This is a genomic window from Arthrobacter zhaoguopingii (assembly GCF_009828605.1).
Taxonomy (GTDB): Bacteria; Actinomycetota; Actinomycetes; order Actinomycetales; family Micrococcaceae; genus Arthrobacter_D; species Arthrobacter_D zhaoguopingii.
In genome coordinates, this window is the sequence record NZ_WIAE01000013.1 from 41,494 (window position 1) to 64,217 (window position 22,724).

Here is a 22,724-nt window from a genome sequence, read left to right on the forward strand (position 1 = left end):
ATAATAGAGAAATGTCCTCTCTTCATACGGAACCCGCGCGTCCAGCCTTTCTGTATGAGCCTCCGCCCGTCGAGTCCACCCCGACCACAAAGACGAACCTCTACTTCCGGCGGCTCGGTCCGCGGGTCCGGATCGGCCTGTGCCAGCTGCCCCTGACGGTCATCGTCATCGGCATCGTGCTGGCCGCGCCGAGCATCTGGCCGGGACTGCTCAGCCTCCCCTGGTTCCAGCTCGGACTCGCCATCCACGCGGCGCTGTTCCTGATCTGCTGGCTGATCCCCTGGGAGAGACTGCCCCAGGCCGCCCCCCTGCTGATCCCGGTCGGTGACCTGCTGGCGATTGCCGTGACCCGCAACAGCGGGCTGGAAATTCTTCCCGGCCTCGGTGCGCTCGCAGTTTTCCCGGTCATCTGGCTGGCCGCCGCGGGCATCCTCGGCTGGCTGGCGGTGCTCATGAGCTTCGTCGGGCCCCTGCTGATCGTAGGGTTTCCGCTGCTGGCCAAGCTCCCGGATGTCACCGCGGCCGAGCTGAGCGGCACGGTCTTCCTCCCCGTGACACTGCTCGCGGTCGCGCTCGCGGTCCGCTTCGCGACCGCCAATGTAGCACTGCAGCAGCGGCAACTGATGAAGAAGGATGCCATCCTGCGTGAGCTGCTCAAGTCGAGCAAGGAGCGCGAGCGGCTCCTGCACACGGTGCTGGACACCATTGACGTCGGCGTCGTAGCGGTCAATGCCGAGGGCGAGACGATCCTCACCAACCACCAGCAGAACCTCCTCCACCGGCTCGCCCTGCCCTCCGGAAGCTCCGGCACCGACGAGTCAGCGCTCGCACTGTTCGGCCAGGATCAGCGGACGGTCCTGCCGGAGGCCAAGCGCCCGGTGCGCCGGGCGGTCGACGGCGAGTCCTTCGCGGATTACCTGATCTGGATCGGGCAGGGCAGCGACCAGCGGGCCCTCTCCACGGCGGCGCGGGCCATGAAGAGCGACTCCGGCGAGTTCAGCGGCGCCGTCATCGCCTCGAGCGATGTCACCGGCCTGGTCGAGGCGATCGCAGCAAAGGACGATCTGATCGCCAATGTCTCCCACGAGCTGCGGACGCCGCTGACCTCGATCCTCGGCAACCTCGAACTGGCGCAGGACTCCGGCGACGAGGTGCCGCCGCGCACCGCCTACTACCTGGACATCGCCCACAGCAATGCCGAGCGCCTGCTCGAGATCGTCTCGGACCTGCTGCTGTCGGCCTCCGCCGCGCTGAGCATCCACCCCCGCCGCACCGACATCGCGGGCCTTGTGGATTCCAGCGTCGGCTCTCTGAGCGCCCAGGCCCGCACCGGGGGGATCACCATCCGGGTGGATGTGCCCTCCCCGCTGTGGGCGCACACCGACCCGCAGCGGATCTCCCAGGCGATCGACAACCTGCTGTCGAACGCGATCAAGTACTCCCCGGAGGGCGGCACGGTCACCATCACGGCCCGGCCCGACGGCGACGAGGTGGTCCTGTCGGTCGAGGACACCGGCTCCGGAATGACCCCGGCGGACGCCGCGAGGGTCTTCGACAAGTTCTTCCGCGCCCGCTCGGCCCGGGAATCGGAAATTCCCGGCACGGGCCTCGGCCTCTCCATCACCAAGGCCATCGTCGAGGGCCACGGCGGAACGATCTCCTGCAGCAGCGATTTCGGCCGGGGCACCCGCTTCACCGTCACCCTTCCGGACCACCCGGCGCCGGCCGACCTTCCGGCCTAGCCGGGAGTCCCGGCCGGCGCCGGTGGCGGACGGCCCGCCGGAGCGCTCCGGCACTGCCTGGTGATTGACGCCGGTTCCCGGTTTTGCAGTAGAAATGAGGAATGCAGTCCTCCCCCGTTCTTCACCTTTCGCGTTCGGGCACAAGCGTTGTGCTCGACACCACCACCAACGGTCTCCCGGCGGTTCTCTACTGGGGCGAGGCCCTGGGGGACATCGCCGAGGACCAGCTTGTTGCCCTCGCAGCGGCCCTCCGCCCGCAGCGGGTCTCGGGCGGGATCGACATCCCGGCCCGTCTGACCCTGGTTCCACAGGAGTCGTTCGGCTGGCAGGGAACCGCCGGCTTCACCGGGCACCGCGGCGGGTCGTTCATCTCCGCGGCGTTTACCACCACCGACCTGCAGTCCACGGCGCACGACGTGCGGCTCACCGCCGTCGACGCCGTCGCGGGCCTGACCCTCGAGGCCGAGCTGACGGTCACCGAAGCGGGCCTGTTCCGCCAGCGCCTCGGCGTCGTCAACACTGCCGACATCGCCTACGAAGTCCGCTCCCTGCTGGCCATCTTCCCCCTTCCGGCCAGTGCGCAGGAGGTCCTGGACACCACCGGCCGGCACCTGCGCGAGCGCAGCCCCCAGCGCCATGCCCTCACGGCGGGCAGCTACCGCAGGGAGAGCAGGAAGGGCCGCCCCGGTGCCGACGCGACCCTGCTGCTGGGCGCCGGTGAACCGGCCTTCGGGTTCCAGCGCGGCCTGGTCCACGCCGTCCACACCGCCTGGAGCGGGAACCACCAGCTGCTCGTCGAGAAGACGCCGACCGGCGAGGCCTTCCTCGGCGCCGGGGAGCTGCTGCTCCCCGGCGAGATCGTCCTCGCACCCGGGCACCGGTACGACGCGCCCGAGGCCCTCGGGTCCTGGGGCCACGGGCTCAATGCGCTCGCCGCCCGCTTCCACCAGGAACTGCGGCTCCGCGACAACCACCCGCGGCGCCCGCGCCCGGTCACGCTGAACACCTGGGAAGCGGTCTACTTCGATCACAACCTTGAGCGCCTGACCCACCTCGCCGACAAGGCCGCCGCCGTCGGCATCGAGCGTTTCGTGCTGGACGACGGCTGGTTTTCCGGCCGCCGGGACGACACAGCCGGGCTCGGCGACTGGTTCGTGGACCCCGCGGTCTGGCCCGAGGGGCTGACCCCGCTGATCGACCACGTCAAGTCGCGCGGGATGGAGTTCGGGCTGTGGTTCGAACCCGAGATGGTCAACCCCGACTCCGACCTGGCGCGCAGCCATCCGGACTGGATCATCCAGGCCGAGGGCCGCCTGCCCGTGCCCGGACGTCAGCAGCAGGTGCTCAACCTGGCGAACCCCGAGGCCTACGACTACATCCTTAAGTCAATCGACGCGGTGCTCACCGAAAACGACATCTCCTATGTCAAGTGGGACCACAACCGCGAGGTGCTCGATGGCGCTGACGCGCGCACCGGCCACGCGGTCATCCACGAGAATGTCCTGGCGCTGTACCGCCTGCTCGACGAGCTGAAGCAGCGCCACCCGGGCCTCGAGATTGAAAGCTGCGCTTCCGGCGGAGCCCGGGTGGACCTCGGCATCCTCGCTCGAACCGACCGCATCTGGACGAGTGACTGCATCGACCCCATCGAACGCCTGCCCAACCAGAAGTACACGGGGCTCCTGGTGCCGCCGGAGCTGATGGGCATGCACGTCGGCGGGCCCGTCTCCCACTCCACCGGCCGCGCGCACGGCCTGACCTTCCGCGCCGCCACGGCCGTCTTCGGCCACTTCGGTGTGGAATGGGACATTTCGGACCTTAGCGCCGAGGACACCGCCGCACTGGCGGAGTGGATCGAGGTCCATAAGGCGTGGCGGGACGTGCTCCACACCGGGCACACCGTCTACGCGGACCTTCCCGACCCGGCGATGGACGTGCGCGGCGTCGTCGCCCGCGACGGCTCATCGGCCCTGTTCGGCTACTCACTGACCGCCTCCAGCGCCAGCTACCCTCCGGGACGGATCGTCTTTCCCGGGCTCGACCCTGAGGGCACCTACAGCATCTCGCTCGCAGCGCCCCACCGCGAGCTTCCGGGGAACGGGCAGTCGGCCCTGGCCTGGGTGCAGGCGGCGGCCGAGGGCTCCCCGCTGTCGCTTAGCGGGCGTCTGCTGGGCTCGGTGGGCCTTGAAGCGCCGGTGCTGTTTCCGGAGCAGTCGGTCCTGATCGAGCTGAGGCGGGCCGAGGGCTAGTCGCTCCGGAGTTCCTCCCGTTCACCGGGTCCTGATGCGTCGGGGTCGGCCCTGCGGTCAGGCGCGGTCTGCGGTCAGGAGCGGTCTGCGGTCAGGCGCGGTCTGCGGTCAGGCGCGGTCTGCGGTCAGGCCGAACCGCGCCACATGACGACAGTCTCGAGCACACGCGGCGAGCTGGGCAGGCCCATCAGCTGGGCGAGCACCAGTTCGGCCGCGGTGGTGCCGAGGAGCCCTGCCGGCTGGCGCACGGTGGAGAGCTGGGGCCGGCACCGCAGGGCCCAGCTGCTGTCGTCGAAGCCGACAATGCCGACGTCCTCGGGCACCCGCCGTCCGGCCTCCTGCAGCGCGGTCATGGCGCCGGCGGCCACCGCGTCCGAGGCGGCGAACACGCCGTCGATCGACGGGTCGCGGCGGAGCAGCTTCTGCATGCCCTCGAAGCCGGCCGCGTAGGTGTAGAGGGGGTACTCAACCACCAGGCGGGGGTTGTACCGCTCCCCCATCGCGGCCCGGAACCCGGCGAGGCGGTCCTGGCCCGAGTCGCGGTCCAGGGCGCTGGCGATCATGCCGACGCGCTGGCGGCCGGTGCCGAGCAGCCTGCTCGTGATCGTGCGTGCCGCCTCGACATTGTCGATCGCCGCGTACGGCAGGTCCGGGGTGCCGTCGGGATGCCCGACGAAGGCGGCCGGCAGCCCGATGTCGGCGACGGCGGCGGCAATGGGATCCGAGGCGCGGGCCGACACGATGACGGCGCCGTCGATCAGGCCCCCACGCAGGTGGTCGGCGACCCGGTGGCTGTCGCGGTCGGAGTCGATAATGAGGGTGACCAGCTGGTAGTCGGCCTTGGAGAGAGCCTCATTGGCACCCAGCAGGATCGAGCCGATGTTCGGGTCCTCGAACAGGAGCGAATGCGGCTCGTGGATGATCAGGCCGATCGCGCGGGACTCCTGGGTGACCAGGTTCCGGGCCGCCGTATTGCGCACGTAACCCACCTGGGCGATCGCCGCCTCGACGGCCATCCGCGCCTCCGCCGAGACATATTTCTCCCCGTTGACCACCCGGGAGACGGTGCCCCGGGACAGCCCCGCAGCGTCGGCGACGTCGTTGATCGTGGCGCGCCGTGCTCGCATTCGGGTGAGGGACATATCTGTACTGTAGCCGAGCCTCCGGCTGCCCGGAGGCCGCTCAGCCGTTGACAGCCTCCGGGGCCGTTGCTACGCTGTGAACGCTCCCAGAAATTGCAGAGGACTTCGGTTCCGCGGTTTCTGGGAGCGTTCACAGAGCGTTCAAGGCAACGAGGCCCCTTCTCGTCTTGCACGTGCAGAGCAAGCCGAAGGAGCAGGGTTGAACCTGAACAAATATCCAGTCACGGAGCTGTCCGGAAACGGAAAGCTCGTCTACGGCTGCGACTACAACCCCGAGCAGTGGGGCCGTGAGGTCTGGCAGGAAGACGTCCAGCTGATGAAGCAGGCCGGCGTGAACCTCGTGGCCATCAATATCTTCGGCTGGGCCGAGCTCGAAAGCTCGCCCGGGATCTACTCGTTCGAACGCCTCGATGAAATCCTCGACCTGCTCCACGAGCACGGAATCGGCGTCAACCTCGGCACCGGCACCTCCTCCACCCCGGCCTGGCTGACCACCCTGCACCCCGAGATCCTCCCCCAGTCCGCCGATGGAGTCCGGGCGTGGCCCGGCGGACGGCAGGCCTGGTGTTCAAGCTCCCCGGTCTACCGCGAGCACGCCCTGCGCCTCGTCGAGCAGGTCTCCCGCCGCTACGGCGCCCACCCCGCCGTCCGGCTCTGGCACGTCTCCAACGAACTCGGCTGCCACAACGCCCTGTGCTACTGCGACGTCTCCGCGTCCGCTTTCCGCGGCTGGCTCCGCAACCGCTATGAAACCCTCGACGCGCTCAACGCCGCCTGGGGTACCACCTTCTGGTCGCAGCGCTATTCCGGGTGGGACCAGATCCTTCCTCCGCGCACCACCATCTCCGCGTACAACCCCACCCAGGTCCTGGACTTCCACCGCTTCAGCTCCGACGAACTGCTCGGCTACTACTCGGCCGAGGCGGAGATCCTGCGGCAGCACAGCACCGTGCCGGTCACCACCAACTTCATGGTCACGGCCCACATCCGCACCCAGGACTACTGGTCCTGGGCGCCGCACATGGACGTCATCGCCAACGACCACTACCTCGACCACCGGCTCGAGGCACCGACCATGGAACTGGCCTTCGCCGCCGATGCCACGCGCGGACTCGCCCAGGGCTCGCCCTGGCTGCTGATGGAACACTCCACCTCGGCCGTGAACTGGCAGCCGCGCAACATCGCCAAGGCACCCGGGGAAATGATCCGGAACTCCCTTACCCACCTCGCCCGCGGGGCCGACGGCCTGTGCTTCTTCCAGTGGCGCGCCTCCGTCCAGGGCAGCGAGAAGTTCCACTCCGCGATGCTCCCCCACGCCGGCACCGACTCTCGGGTCTGGAAGGAAGTCGTCGAACTGGGCGGCATCCTCGAACGCCTCACCGAGGTTGGCGGCAGCACCGTGACCGCCGAGGCCGCCCTGGTCTTCAGCTGGGAAGCCTGGTGGGCCTACGACCGGGAGTCCCACCCGTCCTCGGACGTCGCCTACCTCGATCAGGTCCACGCCGCCTACAAGGCCCTGTGGGAGGCAGGCATCACCGTCGATATCGTCGCCCCGGGTGCCGACCTCTCCGCCTACAAGCTCGCCGTCGTGCCCGGCCTGTACCTGGTGCGGGACAGCGACGCCGCGGCGCTGGCCGACTACGTTGCCGGCGGCGGCCACGCGCTCGTGACCTTCTTCAGCGGCATTGTCGACGAGAACGAGAAGGTCCGCACCGGCGGCTACCCCGGCGCGTACCGCGAACTGCTCGGCATCCGCACCGAGGAATTCCTTCCCCTGGCTCCCGGCGACGCACCGGCCCTGGACAACGGCACCGCGGCGTCGCTGTGGAGCGAGGCGCTGCGCCTCGAGGGAGCCGAGGCCATGGTCTCCTTCACCGGCGGCCACCTTGCCGGCACCGCCGCCGTCACCCGCAATCGGCACGGCGCCGGCACCGCCTGGTACCTCGCCACCGCGCTCGAGCCGGCGGCGCTGCGCGACACGCTCTCCCAGGCCGCCGTCGACGCCGGGATCACCGTCGCGTCCTCCCCCGAGGGCCTGGAGACGGTCGTCCGCTCCAGCGGGGACCGGAGCTACGTCTTCCTGATCAACCACTCGCACGAAGAACACAAACACGCAATCCAGGGCCAGGAACTGATTGTCGGTGAGGAAGTTGCCGACGTCGTCGTGGTCCCCGCAGGCGCCGTACGGGTTGTCTGCACCTCCACCCCCGCCCACCCAACCAATGGCCTCCCCACAGGCTCAAAGGATGTTGAAAGTGACTAGTTCAAGCATTTCTCCGGCACTGGCCAAGGGGGCGCAGAAACCCCGGAGAACCAAGACCTTCGCGGCCCAGCGCCGCGCCGTGCTCCTCTTCATCGCGCCGTTCGCCGTCCTGTTCCTGGCGTTTTACGCCATCCCGATCGTCTTCGCCGTGGTGCAGTCGCTCCTGACCGTGGAGCGGGAGGGCACCTTCGGGGCACCGCAGGAGGTCTTCGGCGGTTTCGTCCAGTACCAGCAGGTGTTCCAGAACACCGAGTTCTGGCGGTCCGTGGGACGGGTGGTCCTCTTCGGCGTCGTCCAGGTTCCGATCATGCTCGGCCTGGCCCTGCTGTTCGCCCTGCTGCTGGACTCCCCGCTGCTGAAGGGCAAGAAGTTCTTCCGCCTCGCGTTCTTCGCCCCCTACGCCGTTCCCGGCGTCATCGCCGCGATCATGTGGGGCTTCCTCTACTCGCCGACGCTCTCGCCGTTCGGGCTGATCACCTCGGAGGTCAACGTCCTCTCCGCGGAGCTCGTCCTGTGGGCCATCGCCAACGTCGTGACGTGGGTGTACGTGGGCTACAACATGCTGATCATCTACTCGTCGCTGCTGGCCATCCCCACCGAAATCTATGAGGCCGCCAAGCTCGACGGCGCCAGCAACATCCAGATCGCCTGGCGCATCAAGATCCCCCTGGTCGTGCCGGCCATCATCCTCACCGGAGTGTTCTCGATCATCGGTACGCTCCAGCTCCTCGCCGAACCCCAGACGCTTCGCAGCTTCAGCTCGGCCATCAGCAGCACCTTCACCCCGAACCTCGCGGTGTACACCACGGCGTCGGTGCCCAACTACCACCTTGCCGCAGCGTTCTCCGTAGTGCTGGCCCTGGCAACGTTTATCCTCTCCTTCGTCTTCCTCAAGGCAACCCAGCGGAAGGTCAGCCAGTGAGCGCAGCAGCGGCCCCAGTTTCAACCCGAAAGTCAATGCGCAGGGGAAGCGCCCCCCGCGGCCCCCGGCACAGCATCATGTCCCGCACCGGGGCGATGCTCATCATGGGTGTCTTCACCCTGTACTTCCTCACCCCCATCTGGTGGCTGCTGGTCTCCTCGACGAAGACCGGCGGCCAGATCACCGGCACGGCGCCGCTGTGGTTCACCATGGAGTCGATCCCGACGTTCTTCAGCAACATCGGCAGGCTCTTCACCTACAGCGACGGCGTGTTCGGGCGCTGGCTGCTCAACAGCGCGATCTACGCCGGCCTGGGCGCGCTCCTTGGCACCATCATCGCCGCCATGTGCGGCTATGCCCTGGCCAAGTACGAGTTCAAGGGCCGCGAGGCCATCTTCAACATCGTGCTCAGCGGTGTGCTGGTGCCGGCCACGGCCCTGGCCCTGCCCCTGTTCCTGATCTTCAGCGAGGTCAAGCTCACCAACACCCTGTGGGCCGTGTTCCTCCCGAGCCTGGTCAGCCCGTTCGGCGTGTACCTCGCCCGCATCTACGCGGCGGCCAGCGTCCCCGGCGAACTGCTCGAAGCCGCCCGGCTCGACGGCTCCGGGGAGATCCGGACGTTCTTCACCGTGTCCACCCGCCTGATGGCGCCGGCGCTGGTGACAATCTTCCTGTTCCAGTTCGTGGCGATCTGGAACAACTTCTTCCTGCCCCTGATCATGCTCCGCGACCAGACCCTGTTCCCGGTGACCCTGGGCCTCTACGCGTGGAACAGCCAGATCAGCCAGATTCCCGAATTGAGGGTCCTCGTGATCGTTGGAGCCCTCGTCTCAATCCTCCCGCTCATCGCAGCTTTCCTTGCGCTTCAGCGCTTCTGGAGCAGCGGGCTGGGCGCTGGAAGCGTCAAGTAGCTTCCAGCACCAACACCTCCACTAACCTGCTCCGCGGCAACCGCCGCGGAGCACCCCCCACCGATAGGAAAAGAAAATGCGCGCGCATTACGGAAAAGCCACCGCAGCCTTTGCCATGGTCTCTGCGCTCACCCTCGCCGGCTGCGCAGGCGGCGGCGGAGGCGACTCCACGGCCGGCGGTGAAGGCGGCAGCTCGTGCGAGCCGTCGTCCGGTCCCGTCGACCTGACCTTCACCACCTGGGTTCCGGGCATGGACAAGGTTGTCGACCTGTGGAACGAGGAAAACCCCGACATTCAGGTCGAGGTGCAGACCGGACCGAACGGCAACTCGGGCACCTACCAGAACTTCTTCAACCAGCTGCAGGCCGGCAACGCGCCGGACCTCGGCCAGATCGAATACGACGCCCTGCCGAACTTCCGCGTCCAGGACGGCCTCGAGAACATCGCGGCCTGCGAGAACGTCTCCGACGCCGAGGACCAGTTCGTTGACTGGACCTGGGGCCAGGTGACCTTCGGCGAGGACGACGCCGTCTACGCGGTGCCTCAGGACAGCGGCCCGATGGCCATGTTCTACCGCAAGGATCTCTTCGAGCAGGCCGGCATCGAGGTTCCCACCACGTGGGAGGAATACGCTGCCGCAGCGGAGGAGATCAAGGCCCAGGGTTCCTACATCACCAACTTCCCCCGCGGCGACGTGAACTGGTTCGCCGGCAATGTGTGGCAGGCCGGCGGTCAGTGGTTCTCCAACGACGACGAGGGCTGGGATGTGAACCTCACCGGTGAGGAGTCCGAGCAGGTCGCCAACTACTGGCAGGGACTGCTCGAGAAGGACCAGGTTTCGACCCTGCCCTCCTTCTCGGACGAGTGGAACGCTTCGTTCAACGAGGGTGACCAGTGGACCTGGATCTCGGCGGTGTGGGGTGCCTCGACACTGGCCACCGGCGCCCCCGACACCTCGGGCAAGTGGGCCGTGGCGCCCATGCCGCAGTGGGAAGACGGCGGAACGGCCGCAGGCAACTGGGGCGGTTCCTCCACCGCGGTCCTGAAGGGTTCGGAGCACCCGTACGAGGCGGCGCAGTTCGCCCTGTGGCTCAACACCGACCCCGAAGCCCTGGCCCTGGCGAACGAACTCGGCGGGCTCTACCCCGCCGCGAAGTCGGCCACGGACCTCGAGGCCTTCAGCGGTGGCGTCGAGTACTTCGGCGGACAGAAGATCTACGATGTGTTCGCAGAGGCCTCCTCGAACGTCGACCCCAACTTCACCTGGGGCCCGACGATGACCCAGACCTACACCGACGTCTCGGACGGGTTCGGCAAGGCCATCGGCGGCGACGGCACCCTCATGGATGCCCTTGCCTCCGGCGAGGAAGCGACCGTCGAGTCCCTGAAGTCGCAGTCCATCCCCGTCAAGGAGTAACGACCGGCCGCCCCGCGGCCATCTCCACAGGGAGGCCCCGCCCCGGGGCCGCCCGCTTACCCGGATCACCACCTCCGCCGCACCGGCGGGGGTGGTGATCTGTTTTACCGGCAGGTTCCCTGCCGAAACCTTCTCCCGCGGCCCTGCCCTAACGGCATCACCTCCCCTAAACTGACATCTGTGGTGACGCGCCGCGATTTTCTTCTGGGGGCCGGCCAGTGTGCGCTGCTGACAGCGGTTTTTGGATGCGGACCTCCGGGAGGAAGCGTGCAGAATCAGGAAAACCCGGCGCTGCTCTCGGCGCGGCCCGACCCGGATGCGCAGCACGACCGGACGATGAAGGGGGTCCACCCCCTGGGGCTCGAGGCGCGGCGTGATCCCCTCGTGTACGTGCCCGAAGGCCTGCAGGCCGACCGGCCCGCTCCGCTGCTTCTCGCCCTGCACGGCGCGGGGGGCGACGCCGCCGGCGGGCTGGCGCTGCTGCGCCGCATCGCGGACCAGTACAACATCGTCATCCTCTCCCCCGCCTCCCGGGGCTCCACCTGGGACGCCATCCGGGAGACCTACGGGCCCGACGTCGATGTGATCAACCGGTCCCTTACAGAGGTCTTCGATCTGGTCGCCATCGATCCGTCGATGGTCGGGATCGGCGGCTTTTCCGACGGCGCCTCCTACGCCCTGGGGCTGGGCCTTGCCAACGGCGACCTGTTCCGGCGCATCGTCGCCTTCTCCCCCGGCTTCATCCCGCCGGCCCCGCGCAGCGGCGAACCGGCGATGTTCATTTCGCACGGCACGGGCGATACGGTGCTGCCGATCTCATCGACGAGCCGCAAGGTCGTCCCCGCGCTCGAGCAGGAGGGATACGAGGTGGCGTACCGCGAGTTCGACGGACCCCACACCGTCCCGGCCGGCATCGCCCAGGAGGCCGCCTCCTGGCTCAACTGGCACCAGCGCGTCTAGTGGGATCAGGGACGTGCTCAGGTTCTACTGCGGCAGGGAGGGAAGGCCATGAGCGGGCACCAGCGGCTCGAAGCTGTCGTTTCCGGTGAGGTACAGGCGGTGGGCTTCCGCTACTGGACACGGCTCCAGGCGGAGCAGCTCGGCCTCGTCGGCACCGCAGTGAACCGCGACGACGGCTCTGTGGACATTGTCGCCGAAGGACCGGAACCGGCGCTCCGCGAGCTGCTGAGCCGGCTGCGCTCCGGGAGCACCCCAGGCCGGGTGGCCGGCGTCGACGCGGTGATCACCGCCCCCTCCGGGGGACTGACCGGATTCCGGGGATCCTGACCGGCAGCTGCCATCCGCCCGCGCCGTCGTTCTCTGCCGGCCCGATCAGCCTTCCGCCGGGCCCCCCGGCCTAGCTGCCTGCCCGGCCACGGGAGCGGGCCGGTGCAGCGCCCGCACCAGGGACAGGAAACGCGGGTTCTCGGCCAGTTCATCAAGCAGGACGGCACGGCCCCCGGCGTCGGCCAGCGGGATGCGCCAGTTGGGGTATTCATTGTTGGTTCCCGGCTGGTTCTGCGTGCGGCGTTCCCCGACAGCGTCGGCAAGCGCAACACCGAGCAGCGCCGACGGTGACTGCGCGATAAACGCGTGGAGCGCCTCGACGGTCTCCTGGACCGACGCCTCCCCGCGGGACAGCAGTCCCCGCTCGCGGAGCAGCGCCAGGAAGCTCTCCTGGACCGCCCGATCCGCTGCGCGCTCCTCTTCGACGGGGCGGCTGAGCAGCCCGAGGGACTCGCGCAGCACGACGTGCTCGCCGACCAGGTAACCGGCCGACGGCGGGAGGTCGTGGGTGGTCACGGTGGTGAGGCAGGCCCGTCGGTACTCCTCGGGGGGCCGCGGTCCACTGCCGGTCTGCTCGAACCACAGGATGGAGGTGCCAAAAATTCCGCGCTCGGCCAGATACTCCTGGACGCCTGGCTCGAACACGCCGAGGTCCTCGCCGACAACGAGCGCCCCCGCCCGCTCCGCCTCCAGGGCGAGGATCCCGATCAGGGCCTCGTGGTCGTAATACACGTAGGCTCCGCCGCCGGGTGCGGCTCCGGCCGGGATCCACCAGAGGCGGAACAGGCCGAGAATGTGGTCGACCCGGATCCCTCCGGCATGCCGGAGAATATTCCGCAGCATGTCTCGGAACGCGGCATATCCGGATTCGGCCAGCCGCTCGGGGTGCCACGGCGGCTGGCTCCAGTCCTGCCCGTGCTGGTTGAACATGTCCGGCGGGGCCCCGACGCTGATCCCCTGGGCCAGCACGTCCCGCAGCGCCCACGCATCGGCGCCGCTGGGGTGAACCCCGACTGCGAGGTCGTGAACAATACCGATTGCCATTCCGGCATCGGTGGCTTCCAGCTGGGCCTCCTGCAGTTGCTCGTCGCACAGCCACTGGAGCCATTGATGGAACTCCACCCGCGCCGCGAACCGCTCCCGGGCCCGGCGGGCCGCCGGGGTGCCCGGCCTGCCTGCCTCGTCCCACTCCGGTGCCCCGGGTTCGAGGGTCTCGGCCAGGGCGGACCAGAGCGCGAAGTCCTCGAGCCCCTGTCCCTGCCCGGCACAGTAGTCTTCCAAGTCGGACTGCCGCTGCGCCGGCCGTTCCACGGCGAAGATCAGCTCGAGGGCCGTGAGCTTCGCCGCGAAGGACGCATCGCGGTCCAGCAGGTCAGTGGTGGTGTTCGCGTCGCGGAATCCGGCCGCGAGCCCGTCCACGATCCGGCGCGATTCCGCGTCCAGCCGCGCGTACTCGGGGATGGCCTCGATGCGCAGGTACATCGGATGGAAGAACCGCCGGGTGGTCGGCAGGTAGGGCGAGGGTTCGACCGGCGGCGCGGGTTCGGCGGCGTGCAGCGGGTTCACCAGCACGAAGCCGGCGCCCTGTTCGGCAGCCACCCCGGCGAGCTGGCCCAGGTCCGCCAGGTCTCCGATCCCCCACGAGGTCGAGGACCGAACAGAATACAGCTGCGCCATCAGGCCCCAGTTCCGTGAATTCAGCAGCTCGGCGGTTGTCGACAGCCGGTCGGGAGTGACCACCAGCGTGCAGGTTCCGGTGCGTTCGCCGGCCCGGGCATGGAGGGTGTGCCAGCCGAGCGGCAGCGAGTGCGGAAGGGCGGCGTTGACCCGCTCGAGGGGAGCGCCGTCGAGGGTGCGGAACCCGGCAGGCCCCCCGTCCACGCTGCCGGTGTAACGGAGCCCGTCCTCGGCGTCGACCCACACCTCGACGTCGGCCCCCGCCGGGATGGAGAGGGGAACAGGCTCGACGGCGCTGGCGCGGACGACGACGACCGGCGGCAGGAGCCTGCGCCAGGGCGCGTCCTCAGCCTCGGCGAGCGAGGCGTCGACGGCCCCGGGGGTGTCGGCAGCAACGCCGAGCGCGGCAAGAACCGCGACGAGGGTTTCGGGCTGGACCTGCTGAAGCGACCCGTCCCAGCCCTGGAACGTCGCTCCCACCCGGTGCGCTTCGGCCAGCCGCTGCAGTGGGGTGGGTGAAGGCAGGGGGACCGTTTCGGATGGACTCATTGTCCCAATGTAGGCGGGCGGACCCGGACTGCTCCACCCGACACAGGAGTTTCATCAGCCGACTTAGCATTTTCCAATACACTTCCCTAGTGACCACTTCTGAGCTACACAGCGACACCCGACTCAAGCGCACCGTGACCGGGCGGCTCCTCTTCTTTTTCATCCTGGGCGACATCCTCGGCGCCGGGGTGTATGCCCTCGTGGGAGTGATCTCCAAGGAGGTGGGTGGAGCCCTCTGGGTGCCGCTGATGGCCGCACTGGGACTTGCACTGCTCACGGCCGGCTCCTATGCGGAGCTTGTGACCAAGTACCCCCGAGCCGGCGGAGCGGCCGTATTCGCCGAACGGGCTTTCCGCCGGCCGATCATCTCCTACCTGGTCGGATTCTGCATGCTCGCGGCAGGGGTGACGAGCGCAGCCGGCCTCGCCCTGGCGTTCACAGGGGACTACCTCGCCGCCTTCGTGGATGTTCCGGCGACGCCGGCTGCCCTCGTGTTCCTCGCGCTCCTGGGGTTGCTGAACGCCCGCGGGATTCGGGAATCGGTGAGGAGCAACCTCGTCATGACCGTCATCGAGGTGTCCGGGCTCCTCCTGGTGATCGGCCTGGTGGCGTTCTACGTCCTGAACGGCGGCGGCGATGTCTCCCGCGTGAGCGAGTTCACCCCGGGCGTCAATCCGGCCGCAGCGGTGCTTGGGGCCTCGCTCATTGCGTACTACTCGTTCGTCGGGTTCGAAGTGTCGGCCAACGTGGCCGAGGAGGTGCGCGGGATCAGCCGCGTGTATCCCCGGGCCCTCTTCGGCGCCCTGCTCACGGCCGGGGTGGTCTACCTCCTGATTGGCCTTGCGGCCTCCGCCGCCCTGCCGTCGAAGGACCTTGCAGGGTCCTCCTCGCCCCTGCTCGACGTCGTCGCCGCCACCGGGGCGGGCATCCCGCCATGGCTCTTCGGCCTCGTGGCACTCGTCGCGGTCACCAACGGGGCGCTGCTCGCCCTTGTCATGGCCAGCCGCCTCACCTACGGAATGGCCGGACAGGGCCTGCTTCCTTCCGCGCTGGGACGGATCCTGCCGAACCGGCGGACCCCTTGGGTGGCGATCGTCGTCACCACGGGCGCTGCCATGGCGCTCACGCTCACGGGAGACCTTGCCTCCCTTGCCGAGACGGTGGTGCTGCTCCTCCTGTTCGTCTTCCTCTCCACCAATATCGCCGTCCTGGTGCTCAAACGCGACCGGGTGGAGCACGCCCATTTCAGCATCCCCGCCGTCATCCCCTACCTCGCCATCGGCTCCTGCCTCCTGCTGCTGAGCCAGCAGGACGGCGCGATCTGGCTGCGCGCGGCCATTCTGCTGGCAGTCGGGCTGGTGCTGTACGCCGCCGGGCGCTTCGTGCGAAGCCGCCGCAGCCTGCCCGCCTGACGGCTTGGCAGATGCAGGGGCAGGGGCAGGAGTGCGCCGCCCGCGCCGACCCGTCGAGCCGCCGACGAGGCGGCGGCACGGCCGGTTCCGGCGTCCAGCCCCTTCCTCAGGCCGCCCAGGAGTGGGGTGCCGGACGCCGGCTCCCCGGCAGGGCATTGTTCAGCCTCCACTGGTGGATCCATTCCGGGAGCACCAGGTCGGCCGGCGGGTGCCCGAACTCCTTGAGGATCTCCTCGTTCTCGACCGGCCCGCCGGCCGACACCAGCCGGGTGGCGATGAAGGCCCGGGCATAGATTTCACCGTCCGCCACCATCCGCTGCTCGAAGTAGACGGCCCGGTCGTCAAGGCCGATGATCCTCGTCTCGATCGAGTACCGCTGTCCCAGCCGGAGCGACTTGCGGAAGCTGATGGTCTCCCCTGCCGCCACCGGACTCCAGCCCCTGCGCCGCATCCTTGACCAGACCCCGCTGCGGACCATCAGATCGAAGCGGCCGAGGTCCATGAGGGAGAAGTACATGCCGTTGTTGACATGCATCGCGATGTCGATGTCCGTCGGCAGGACGCGCAGCGGAAGGGAGGACTGCCCCCAGACATCCAGTGCGGACCGGCGGCGTGAGGTCAGGAGCAGGAGGAGGGTGCGGAGGAGTAAGTGCATCGGCTCAGATTACTAGCCGGTAACATCGGGTGCCACTGGTCCGGCGGAGGCACCTTTGAGCCCAGCCGGCTCCAAGAGACGGAACAAACCGCCGTCTCCTTCAGTTGCCGCCAGAGTCGACCCGTCCATCCCAGGGAGCCCATCCATGACCACCAGTACCCAGATCCAGCTGATTGCACGGCCGGTGGGAACCCCCACCCCGGACGATTTCCGAACCGTCACGGAGGAACTGCCCGCCCTCACGGAGGGCGAGGTGCGGGTCGGCAACGAGTTCATCTCCGTCGACCCGTACATGCGGGGCCGGATGAATGACACTCCCTCCTACATACCGCCCTTCCAGCTTGGAGCGGCGATGACCGGTGGCGCGGTCGGACGGGTCATCGAGTCGACGGCGGACTCGCTCCCGGTGGGCACGCCCGTCCTGTCCTTCCTCGGCTGGCGGGACGTCGCCCAGGGCCAGGCGGACCAGTTCACTCCTGTGCCCGAGACCGCCCTTCCCCTCTCCGCTTACCTCGGCGCCGCGGGCATGACGGGGCTGACGGCCTATGCCGGCCTGCTGCGGATTGCGGGGCTGCGGAGTGGGGAAACGGTGTTCATTTCCGGGGCGGCGGGGGCTGTTGGTTCCGTGGCCGGGCAGCTCGCCCGCCTCCTGGGCGCCTCGAAGGTCATCGGATCCGCGGGTTCGGCGGAGAAGGTGGCCCTGCTCAAGGAGAGGTACGGATTCGACGAGGCGTTCAATTACCGGGACGGAGCCGTCGGCGACCAGCTCCGTGCCGCGGCCCCGGACGGCATCGACGTGTACTTCGACAATGTGGGCGGGGAACACCTGGAGGCGGCACTTGACGTTCTCAACCGAGGCGGCCGGGCCGCGCTGTGCGGGGCCATCTCCGCCTACAACACGGAGGGTGAGCCGACGGGGCCGCGCAATATGGGAAACATCGTGACCCGGACCCTCCGCCTCGAGGGGTTCCTTGTCGGGCAGCACCAGGATCTCCAGCCCGAATTCACCCAGCGGATGGCCGGCTGGCTCAGCGATGGGAGCGTCGTCTTCGATGAGACCGTTGTCGATGGCATTGAGAACTCGGTCGAGGCCTTCCTGGGAATGATGCAGGGCGCCAACACGGGCAAGATGGTGGTGCGGGTCTAGCCGGACTCAGGGCCACAGCCGGTCGGTCCGCCAGGAATCCCCCGTGCGGGTGTAGCGGAGCCGGGTGTGCCGCCGTTCGGGGTCCGCCTGCCAGAACTCCACGGCCGCCGGTTCCACGGTGAACACCGCCCAGGTCTCCGATCCCAGCCCGGGCTGGGCCTCGAGCTGCTCCAGCTGCCGCCCGACGGCGGCCTCGACCTCACCGGGGGTCCCGAGCACCTGGCTCTGGCGTCCGGCAAGCACCAGGGCCCGGGCCGAGGGGTGCCGGCGCTGGAAGTCCTTGTCGTTGTCCTCAGGGCCGGCGACGCTGACGGCCCCGCGCACCCGGACCTGCCGCCCCAGCTCGGGCCAGAAAAAGGTCAGCGCCGCCGACGGATTGGCGGCAAGCTGGCGGCCCTTGGGGCTGTCGGTGCTTGAGGCGACCGACCACCCCGAAACGTCAACGTCCTTGAGGATCACGATCCGCGCGTCCGGGAGCCCGTCCTCGCCGACGGTGGCAAGGTTGACGGCGTGCGGGGCAAGAATCCCGGACCGCACGGCCGCCTCGAGCCACTCCAAAAAGAGCGGCAGGGGCGACGCCGGCGCCGACGCGGGCTCGAAGGACGGCATGTCCTGGGGGAAAACAGGGGCGGAGCGGAGAAGGTCGGCAGCGGGGGTCGAGTCGGTCATGCGGTCAGCCTAGCGGCACCGGCGGCGCCCGGGGCAGGAGTTCACCCTGCGGAATCCAGCGTGCGAATCCTCCCGTACCGTCGCTAGAGTCGAACCATGACCCCGGAGGAAAACCAGTACGTCGGCCCGAGGGATGTGACCCGCTGGGTCACTCCGGCGGGCCGATGGCTCGTGCGGATGATCTCACCGCTGGTGCGCTGGGTCGGACCGCACTGGGCCCTGCTGCTGATTCTGCTCATCGGCGGGGGCCTGGCCGCCGCCCTGACGGCGGCCTCCTCAGAGGTGTACGAATCCGTCGTGGAGTCCGATGGTGTGGCGGCCCTCGATCAGCCGGCCCTTGACCTCGCCCTCTCGCTCCGCGAGCCCTGGCTCAACGCGTTCATCACCGGGTATACGTATATCGGCGGCCCGGTCGGCATGCCGATCCTCACGGTGGCGGTCATGGCGCTGCTGGCGCTGCGCCGCCGGTCTTGGACCCCGGTCATCATCATCGCCGCGGCGGCCTTCGGGTCGCTGTTGATGACCATCGCCGGAAAGGAAGCCGTAGGCCGGCTTCGGCCACCCCTGGACGCGGCGGTCCCACCTTTCGAAAGCTCCCCGTCCTTCCCCAGCGGACACTCACTCAATGCCATCGTCATTGCCGGGGTGGTGGCCTACCTCCTCGTCCTGCGCCGGTCCCGGGGACGGCGCGCCCCCGTTCTGACCGTCGCCGCGGCCACCCTCTTCGCCGTCACCATGGGTCTGAGCCGCGTCTACCTCGGCCATCACTGGCTCACCGACGTCGTCGTTGCCTGGACCCTCGGCCTGGCCTGGCTCGCAGTGGTGATCACCATGCACCGCCTGCTGTTGACGGTGCGCCGCCGGCGGGCGCCGGCAGAGTCGTGACCGGCCCGGGCGACTCCCTCTTCCCACGGGAGCGCAAGGAAATCGCCCCCGGAGCGGTGCACGTCCCGGACTGGCTCACGCTCGCGCAGCAGCAGGAACTCGTGGCCGCCTGCCGCGGCTGGGCGGCAGGTCCGGTCCCCATGCGCGCGGCACGGATGCCCACCGGCAGCGCAATGTCGGTGCGGACAGTGTGCCTCGGCTGGCACTGGCAGCCCTACCGGTACAGCCGCACGGCCGACGACGCCGGCGGCGGCCGGGTCGCTCCATTTCCGGATGACCTCGGCGCGCTGGGGCGGGCGGCGCTCGACGCCGCCTACGGCCCGGGCAGCGGGGACGCCTACTCCCCGGACGCCGCACTCATCAACTTCTACGACGCCGCGGCGAAGATGGGAATGCACCAGGACAGGGATGAGCGCTCCGACGCCCCCGTGGTGTCCCTCAGCCTGGGCGATGAATGCCTCTTCCGTTTTGGCAACAGCGAGAACCGGAACCGGCCGTGGCAGGATCTGGTGCTGGCATCGGGCGACCTGTTCGTCTTCGGCGGACCATCACGGTTCGCCTACCACGGGGTGCTCGGGACCCGCGCCGGCTCCGCCGATCCCCTCCTCGGACTCACCGGCCGGCTGAACATCACCCTGCGGGCCACGGGACTCTAGCGCCGCTGCGGGCAGACCCCGAGAGGTGCCGGCGCAGCCGCCGCGCTTGCCGAGGGGTTACCGCCTGCCTTCCTGCGCAGCTGACTTGGCGGCAGAAATGACCTTGAAACGGCGGCGCTGCCTCGGCGGAAGCAGTGCGAGATAGTGGGGGTTCGCCCGAAGGAATTCCTGGGCCTCGGGACAGTACGGCGTGATGGCCAGGCGGCGCCGGTGGGCGTTGAGCAGGACCGACTGCATGAGGAAGGGCTCAAGGCCCAGCTTGCGGAAGCGGGGATCGACAACGGCGTGAAGCAGCAGGACATCACCGCCCCTCATCTCATACTGGACGTAGCCGGCCATCACCCCATTGCGGTAGAGCTCGAACCGGGAGAAGAGCACATTGTCCCGGAAGACCTCCCGCAGCCCGGCGGGTTCGACCTGCGCTTCGACGGCGGACTCCCTCCGCTCCAGTTCCTCGACAAGTTCTTCGTACCGGTCCCGTGTCTCCATGGTCGGGTATTCGCAGTCAAGGAGCTGGTAGATCCGGTTGCACAGCGCACGGAGCTGGCGTGTGGGAACTTCGGAAAGATTGGCAGGGTACTCCGCATCGTCCACCTGGCGGGTCGCACCGAGCGCGAGTCTTGAAATTCGCGGAAGCGACGCGGGGTCCGTGACAGCGGGACGGGCGCTGCCGGGGTGATCCAGTACTTGGGCGTTTTCATCCATGGTTGGGCTCCACTGTGGTGGTTCCATGGCCTCCTGCTTGACCAGTCCGTGCAGTCTAGTAGACAACCGGGAAAAGGGAAACCTCAGGGCACTGACCGTCTTTTCGCGGCCTGAGCGGCCTTTCGCCGGGCACGGACCGACCCTTGGACCTTCGTTGCGCGGGCTCAGATTCCCCACGTAGTCTCTGGTGCCCAGCAGACGGCCCGGCACCAGCAAAGGCACCTCCCATGCAGTCGAACACTCCCCCCGCACTCCGACGCCGCATCCCCCGCACCGCCGACCTCGCCCCGCTCCTGCAGTTCCGCCGGCCGCAGTTCGGCACCGCGGCCCGGCTCCGTCGCGCCAACACCATTGAAGACCTGCGCGCACTCGCCAAGCGCCGCACCCCAACCGCGCCGTTCGACTACACGGACGGAGCGGCGGAGGCGGAAATCTCCCTGGCCCGGGCCCGCGACGCATTTCTCAACCTTGAGTTCCGCCCCTCCATCCTGCGCAATGTAGGAACGGTCAGCACCACCACCCGGATCCTGGGCGGCACGGCCGCCCTGCCCTTCGGCATCGCGCCGACCGGCTTCACACGCATGATGCAGTCCGAGGGCGAGTACGCCGGCTCCCGCGCCGCCGAAGCCGCCGGCATCCCCTACACGCTCTCCACCATGGGCACCGCCTCGATCGAGGACGTCGCGGCGGCCGCCCCCGCAGGGCGCAACTGGTTCCAGCTCTACCTGTGGACCGACCGGGGACGCTCGCTGGAACTGATCGACCGGGCGGCCGCCGCCGGCAATGACACCCTGATGGTCACGGTCGACACCGCCGTCGCGGGAGCACGCCTGCGGGATGTCAGGAACGGACTGACCATCCCTCCGGCACTGACTCTTCGAACGGTCGCCGACGCCTCCTACCGGCCCGGCTGGTGGTTCAACTTCCTCACCCACGAGCCGTTGTCCTTCGCCTCGCTGTCCCACTATCCGGGAACCGTCGCCGAGCTGATCAACTCGATGTTCGACCCGACCCTGACGTACGACGACCTCGACTGGCTGCGCGGGGTGTGGAAGGGAAATCTCGTGGTGAAGGGCATTCAGACCCTTGAGGACGCCCGCCGGGTGGTCGACCACGGCGCCGATGGCATTGTCCTGTCCAACCATGGCGGACGGCAGCTCGACCGGGCGCCGGTCCCCCTCCAGCTGCTCCCGCAGGTGGCAGGCGAGCTGCGGGGCAGGACGGCCATCATCCTTGACACCGGAATCATGAGCGGTGGTGACATCGTTGCCGCGCTCGCCCTCGGTGCGGACTTCACCCTGATCGGCAGGGCCTACCTCTACGGCCTGATGGCCGGGGGCCGCGCGGGGGTGGACCGGGCCATCGAAATTCTTGCCGCCCAGACCGTGCGGACGCTGCAGCTGCTCGGCGTGAACCGGGTTGAGGATCTCGGTCCCGAGCACGTGATGCTGCCGGCCGGAACCTCCACCGGGCAGGAAGGTCTCAATTCCATCTCGAACCTCCGAAACCGGGGAGGAGGCCGCTAGTATTCGGAGGGTGGCCCGTGGGGGTGCGGGCCACACCAAAAGTCTGGGGAGACACAATGCAGCGTGAACGGGTGCGGTATCCGTTGAGCTACCGGCGTGCCCGCACCGCGCTCTTCGCCGTCGGACTGTTCTGGCTGTGGCTGGGGCTGAGCAGCGCGGACTTCATCGCGGGCCTTTCCGAGTCCCCGATCCATGCCTTCATCGCCATCTACGCCCTCGCGGTGGCCGCCCTGGTCTCGCTTCCGGCGGCGCTGCTGGCCGGCGCGCGGATGCTGCTCACCCGGCCCCGGCGGGCCGGTGAAGTTCTCCACCTTCCGGTGCGCGGCGAGGCCCCCGAAACGGCCCCTGTCCACTGGTGGTACGGATCCAAGGCCTCCTAGCAGCGGGGCTCGCCTGCGACCCGGCCGCTAGCCTTCACATTCGTTGCAGTAGGCCAGGCCGTTCTTCTCGAGTGCGATCTGGCTGCGGTGCCGGACCAGGAAACACGAGGCGCAGGTGAACTCATCATCCTGCGGCGGAATCACCTGGATGAGGAGTTCCTCGCCGGAGAGATCCGCCCCCGGCAGGTCGATGCCCTCCGCCGTGTCGCCGTCCTCAATGTCAACGGATGAGGACTGCGCACTGCTTCCACGGTTCGCCTGAAGCGCTTCGAGGGACTCCGCTTCCTTGTCCTCGTCGTTATTGCGGGGTGCGTCGTAATCCGTTGCCATGGTGGAGCCGTTCTGATGGGGGTGTCGGAGCTGGGAAGCCTGTTGCAGCAACCGAGTCTAACGGGAAATCGGGATGGCTTTGACATGCTAGGTGGTTTATGCCGGGAGCCTTGTCATATTCACGGAGAACGCACCAAGACAGTTCCGCAAGGCACGCTGCTGAAGGGGCGAGCAGCACCCTCCCCGGGGGCGATCCCAGG

19 protein-coding genes and 1 pseudogene are annotated in these 22,724 nt (G+C 68.6%); 14 read left to right on the forward strand and 6 right to left on the reverse strand.

Translation table 11 applies throughout. The features are described from left to right. Positions 1-11 precede the first annotated feature (11 nt). Positions 12-1,742: a sensor histidine kinase gene (locus tag GVV77_RS15025; RefSeq protein WP_159619706.1), complete on the forward strand. Its 1,731-nt coding sequence runs from the start codon at positions 12-14 to the stop codon at positions 1,740-1,742. A 101-nt stretch (positions 1,743-1,843) separates the two neighbouring features. Further along, positions 1,844-3,991: an alpha-galactosidase gene (locus GVV77_RS15030; protein WP_159619708.1), complete on the forward strand. Its 2,148-nt coding sequence runs from the start codon at positions 1,844-1,846 to the stop codon at positions 3,989-3,991. A 125-nt stretch (positions 3,992-4,116) separates the two neighbouring features. Here the strand turns inward: GVV77_RS15030 and GVV77_RS15035 are convergent, their stop codons facing one another. Beyond that, complete coding sequence (locus tag GVV77_RS15035; RefSeq protein WP_159619710.1) at positions 4,117-5,133, reverse strand: LacI family DNA-binding transcriptional regulator; 1,017 nt, start codon at positions 5,131-5,133, stop codon at positions 4,117-4,119. 199 nt (positions 5,134-5,332) lie between these two features. On the opposite strand from GVV77_RS15035, the gene GVV77_RS15040 reads away from it, so the two are divergent. The 6 genes from GVV77_RS15040 to GVV77_RS15065 all read left to right on the forward strand — a co-directional run bounded on the left by GVV77_RS15040 (position 5,333) and on the right by GVV77_RS15065 (position 11,933). Next, the gene (locus tag GVV77_RS15040; protein ID WP_159619712.1) at positions 5,333-7,396 is read left to right on the forward strand and encodes a beta-galactosidase; all 2,064 of its coding nucleotides are present in this window, start codon (positions 5,333-5,335) and stop codon (positions 7,394-7,396) included. Further along, complete coding sequence (locus GVV77_RS15045; protein WP_133403618.1) at positions 7,380-8,318, forward strand: carbohydrate ABC transporter permease; 939 nt, start codon at positions 7,380-7,382, stop codon at positions 8,316-8,318. Before GVV77_RS15040 ends, GVV77_RS15045 begins: the two co-directional genes overlap by 17 nt. Before the next feature lie 77 nt (positions 8,319-8,395). Continuing rightward, positions 8,396-9,229 (forward strand): carbohydrate ABC transporter permease, encoded by an 834-nt coding sequence (locus tag GVV77_RS15050; RefSeq protein WP_120167494.1) that lies wholly within the window; start codon positions 8,396-8,398, stop codon positions 9,227-9,229. A gap of 76 nt (positions 9,230-9,305) precedes the next feature. Further along, positions 9,306-10,646, forward strand: a complete 1,341-nt coding sequence (locus GVV77_RS15055) for an ABC transporter substrate-binding protein (protein WP_159619714.1) — start codon at positions 9,306-9,308, stop codon at positions 10,644-10,646. Positions 10,647-10,913: 267 nt separating this feature from the next. Beyond that, positions 10,914-11,606, forward strand: coding sequence for an alpha/beta hydrolase (locus GVV77_RS15060; protein ID WP_201293254.1), 693 nt, complete (start codon positions 10,914-10,916; stop codon positions 11,604-11,606). A gap of 48 nt (positions 11,607-11,654) precedes the next feature. Next, positions 11,655-11,933 carry an acylphosphatase gene (locus tag GVV77_RS15065; protein WP_159619716.1) on the forward strand — a complete coding sequence of 93 codons (279 nt, stop codon included), beginning with the start codon at positions 11,655-11,657 and terminating at the stop codon, positions 11,931-11,933. 45 nt (positions 11,934-11,978) lie between these two features. On the opposite strand, the gene malQ is transcribed toward GVV77_RS15065, so the two are convergent. Further along, positions 11,979-14,159 carry a 4-alpha-glucanotransferase gene (gene malQ, locus GVV77_RS15070; protein WP_159619718.1) on the reverse strand — a complete coding sequence of 727 codons (2,181 nt, stop codon included), beginning with the start codon at positions 14,157-14,159 and terminating at the stop codon, positions 11,979-11,981. A gap of 89 nt (positions 14,160-14,248) precedes the next feature. Here malQ and GVV77_RS15075 point away from each other — a divergent pair, with 89 nt between their 5' ends. After that, positions 14,249-15,571, forward strand: coding sequence for an APC family permease (locus GVV77_RS15075; protein WP_246199855.1), 1,323 nt, complete (start codon positions 14,249-14,251; stop codon positions 15,569-15,571). A 106-nt stretch (positions 15,572-15,677) separates the two neighbouring features. On the opposite strand, the gene GVV77_RS15080 is transcribed toward GVV77_RS15075, so the two are convergent. After that, complete coding sequence (locus GVV77_RS15080; protein ID WP_159619722.1) at positions 15,678-16,226, reverse strand: acyl-CoA thioesterase; 549 nt, start codon at positions 16,224-16,226, stop codon at positions 15,678-15,680. 145 nt (positions 16,227-16,371) lie between these two features. Here GVV77_RS15080 and GVV77_RS15085 point away from each other — a divergent pair, with 145 nt between their 5' ends. Continuing rightward, entirely contained in the window at positions 16,372-17,373 is a 1,002-nt protein-coding gene (locus GVV77_RS15085) for an NADP-dependent oxidoreductase (protein WP_159619724.1), read from the forward strand. Positions 17,374-17,379: 6 nt separating this feature from the next. Here the strand turns inward: GVV77_RS15085 and GVV77_RS15090 are convergent, their stop codons facing one another. Continuing rightward, positions 17,380-18,042, reverse strand: a complete 663-nt coding sequence (locus tag GVV77_RS15090) for a pyridoxine/pyridoxamine 5'-phosphate oxidase (RefSeq protein ID WP_159619726.1) — start codon at positions 18,040-18,042, stop codon at positions 17,380-17,382. Positions 18,043-18,138: 96 nt separating this feature from the next. Between GVV77_RS15090 and GVV77_RS15095 the strand changes: the two genes are divergently transcribed. Next, positions 18,139-18,927, forward strand: a complete 789-nt coding sequence (locus GVV77_RS15095) for a phosphatase PAP2 family protein (RefSeq protein ID WP_159619728.1) — start codon at positions 18,139-18,141, stop codon at positions 18,925-18,927. Then, positions 18,924-19,583 (forward strand): alpha-ketoglutarate-dependent dioxygenase AlkB family protein, encoded by a 660-nt coding sequence (locus GVV77_RS15100; protein ID WP_159619730.1) that lies wholly within the window; start codon positions 18,924-18,926, stop codon positions 19,581-19,583. The genes GVV77_RS15095 and GVV77_RS15100 overlap by 4 nt, the downstream gene beginning before the upstream one ends. Before the next feature lie 57 nt (positions 19,584-19,640). On the opposite strand, the gene GVV77_RS15105 is transcribed toward GVV77_RS15100, so the two are convergent. After that, a complete protein-coding gene (locus tag GVV77_RS15105; RefSeq protein ID WP_159619732.1) occupies positions 19,641-20,288 on the reverse strand; it encodes a GNAT family N-acetyltransferase in 648 nt (215 codons plus the stop codon). 227 nt (positions 20,289-20,515) lie between these two features. On the opposite strand from GVV77_RS15105, the pseudogene GVV77_RS15110 reads away from it, so the two are divergent. Both GVV77_RS15110 and GVV77_RS15115 read left to right on the forward strand, forming a co-directional pair. Next, a pseudogene (locus GVV77_RS15110) lies at positions 20,516-21,739 on the forward strand (alpha-hydroxy acid oxidase); the annotation flags it as partial. 131 nt (positions 21,740-21,870) lie between these two features. Continuing rightward, positions 21,871-22,194, forward strand: a complete 324-nt coding sequence (locus GVV77_RS15115) for a hypothetical protein (RefSeq protein ID WP_159619736.1) — start codon at positions 21,871-21,873, stop codon at positions 22,192-22,194. 27 nt (positions 22,195-22,221) lie between these two features. Here the strand turns inward: GVV77_RS15115 and GVV77_RS15120 are convergent, their stop codons facing one another. Beyond that, entirely contained in the window at positions 22,222-22,524 is a 303-nt protein-coding gene (locus GVV77_RS15120) for a DUF4193 domain-containing protein (protein ID WP_133403603.1), read from the reverse strand. Positions 22,525-22,724: the final 200 nt, after the last annotated feature.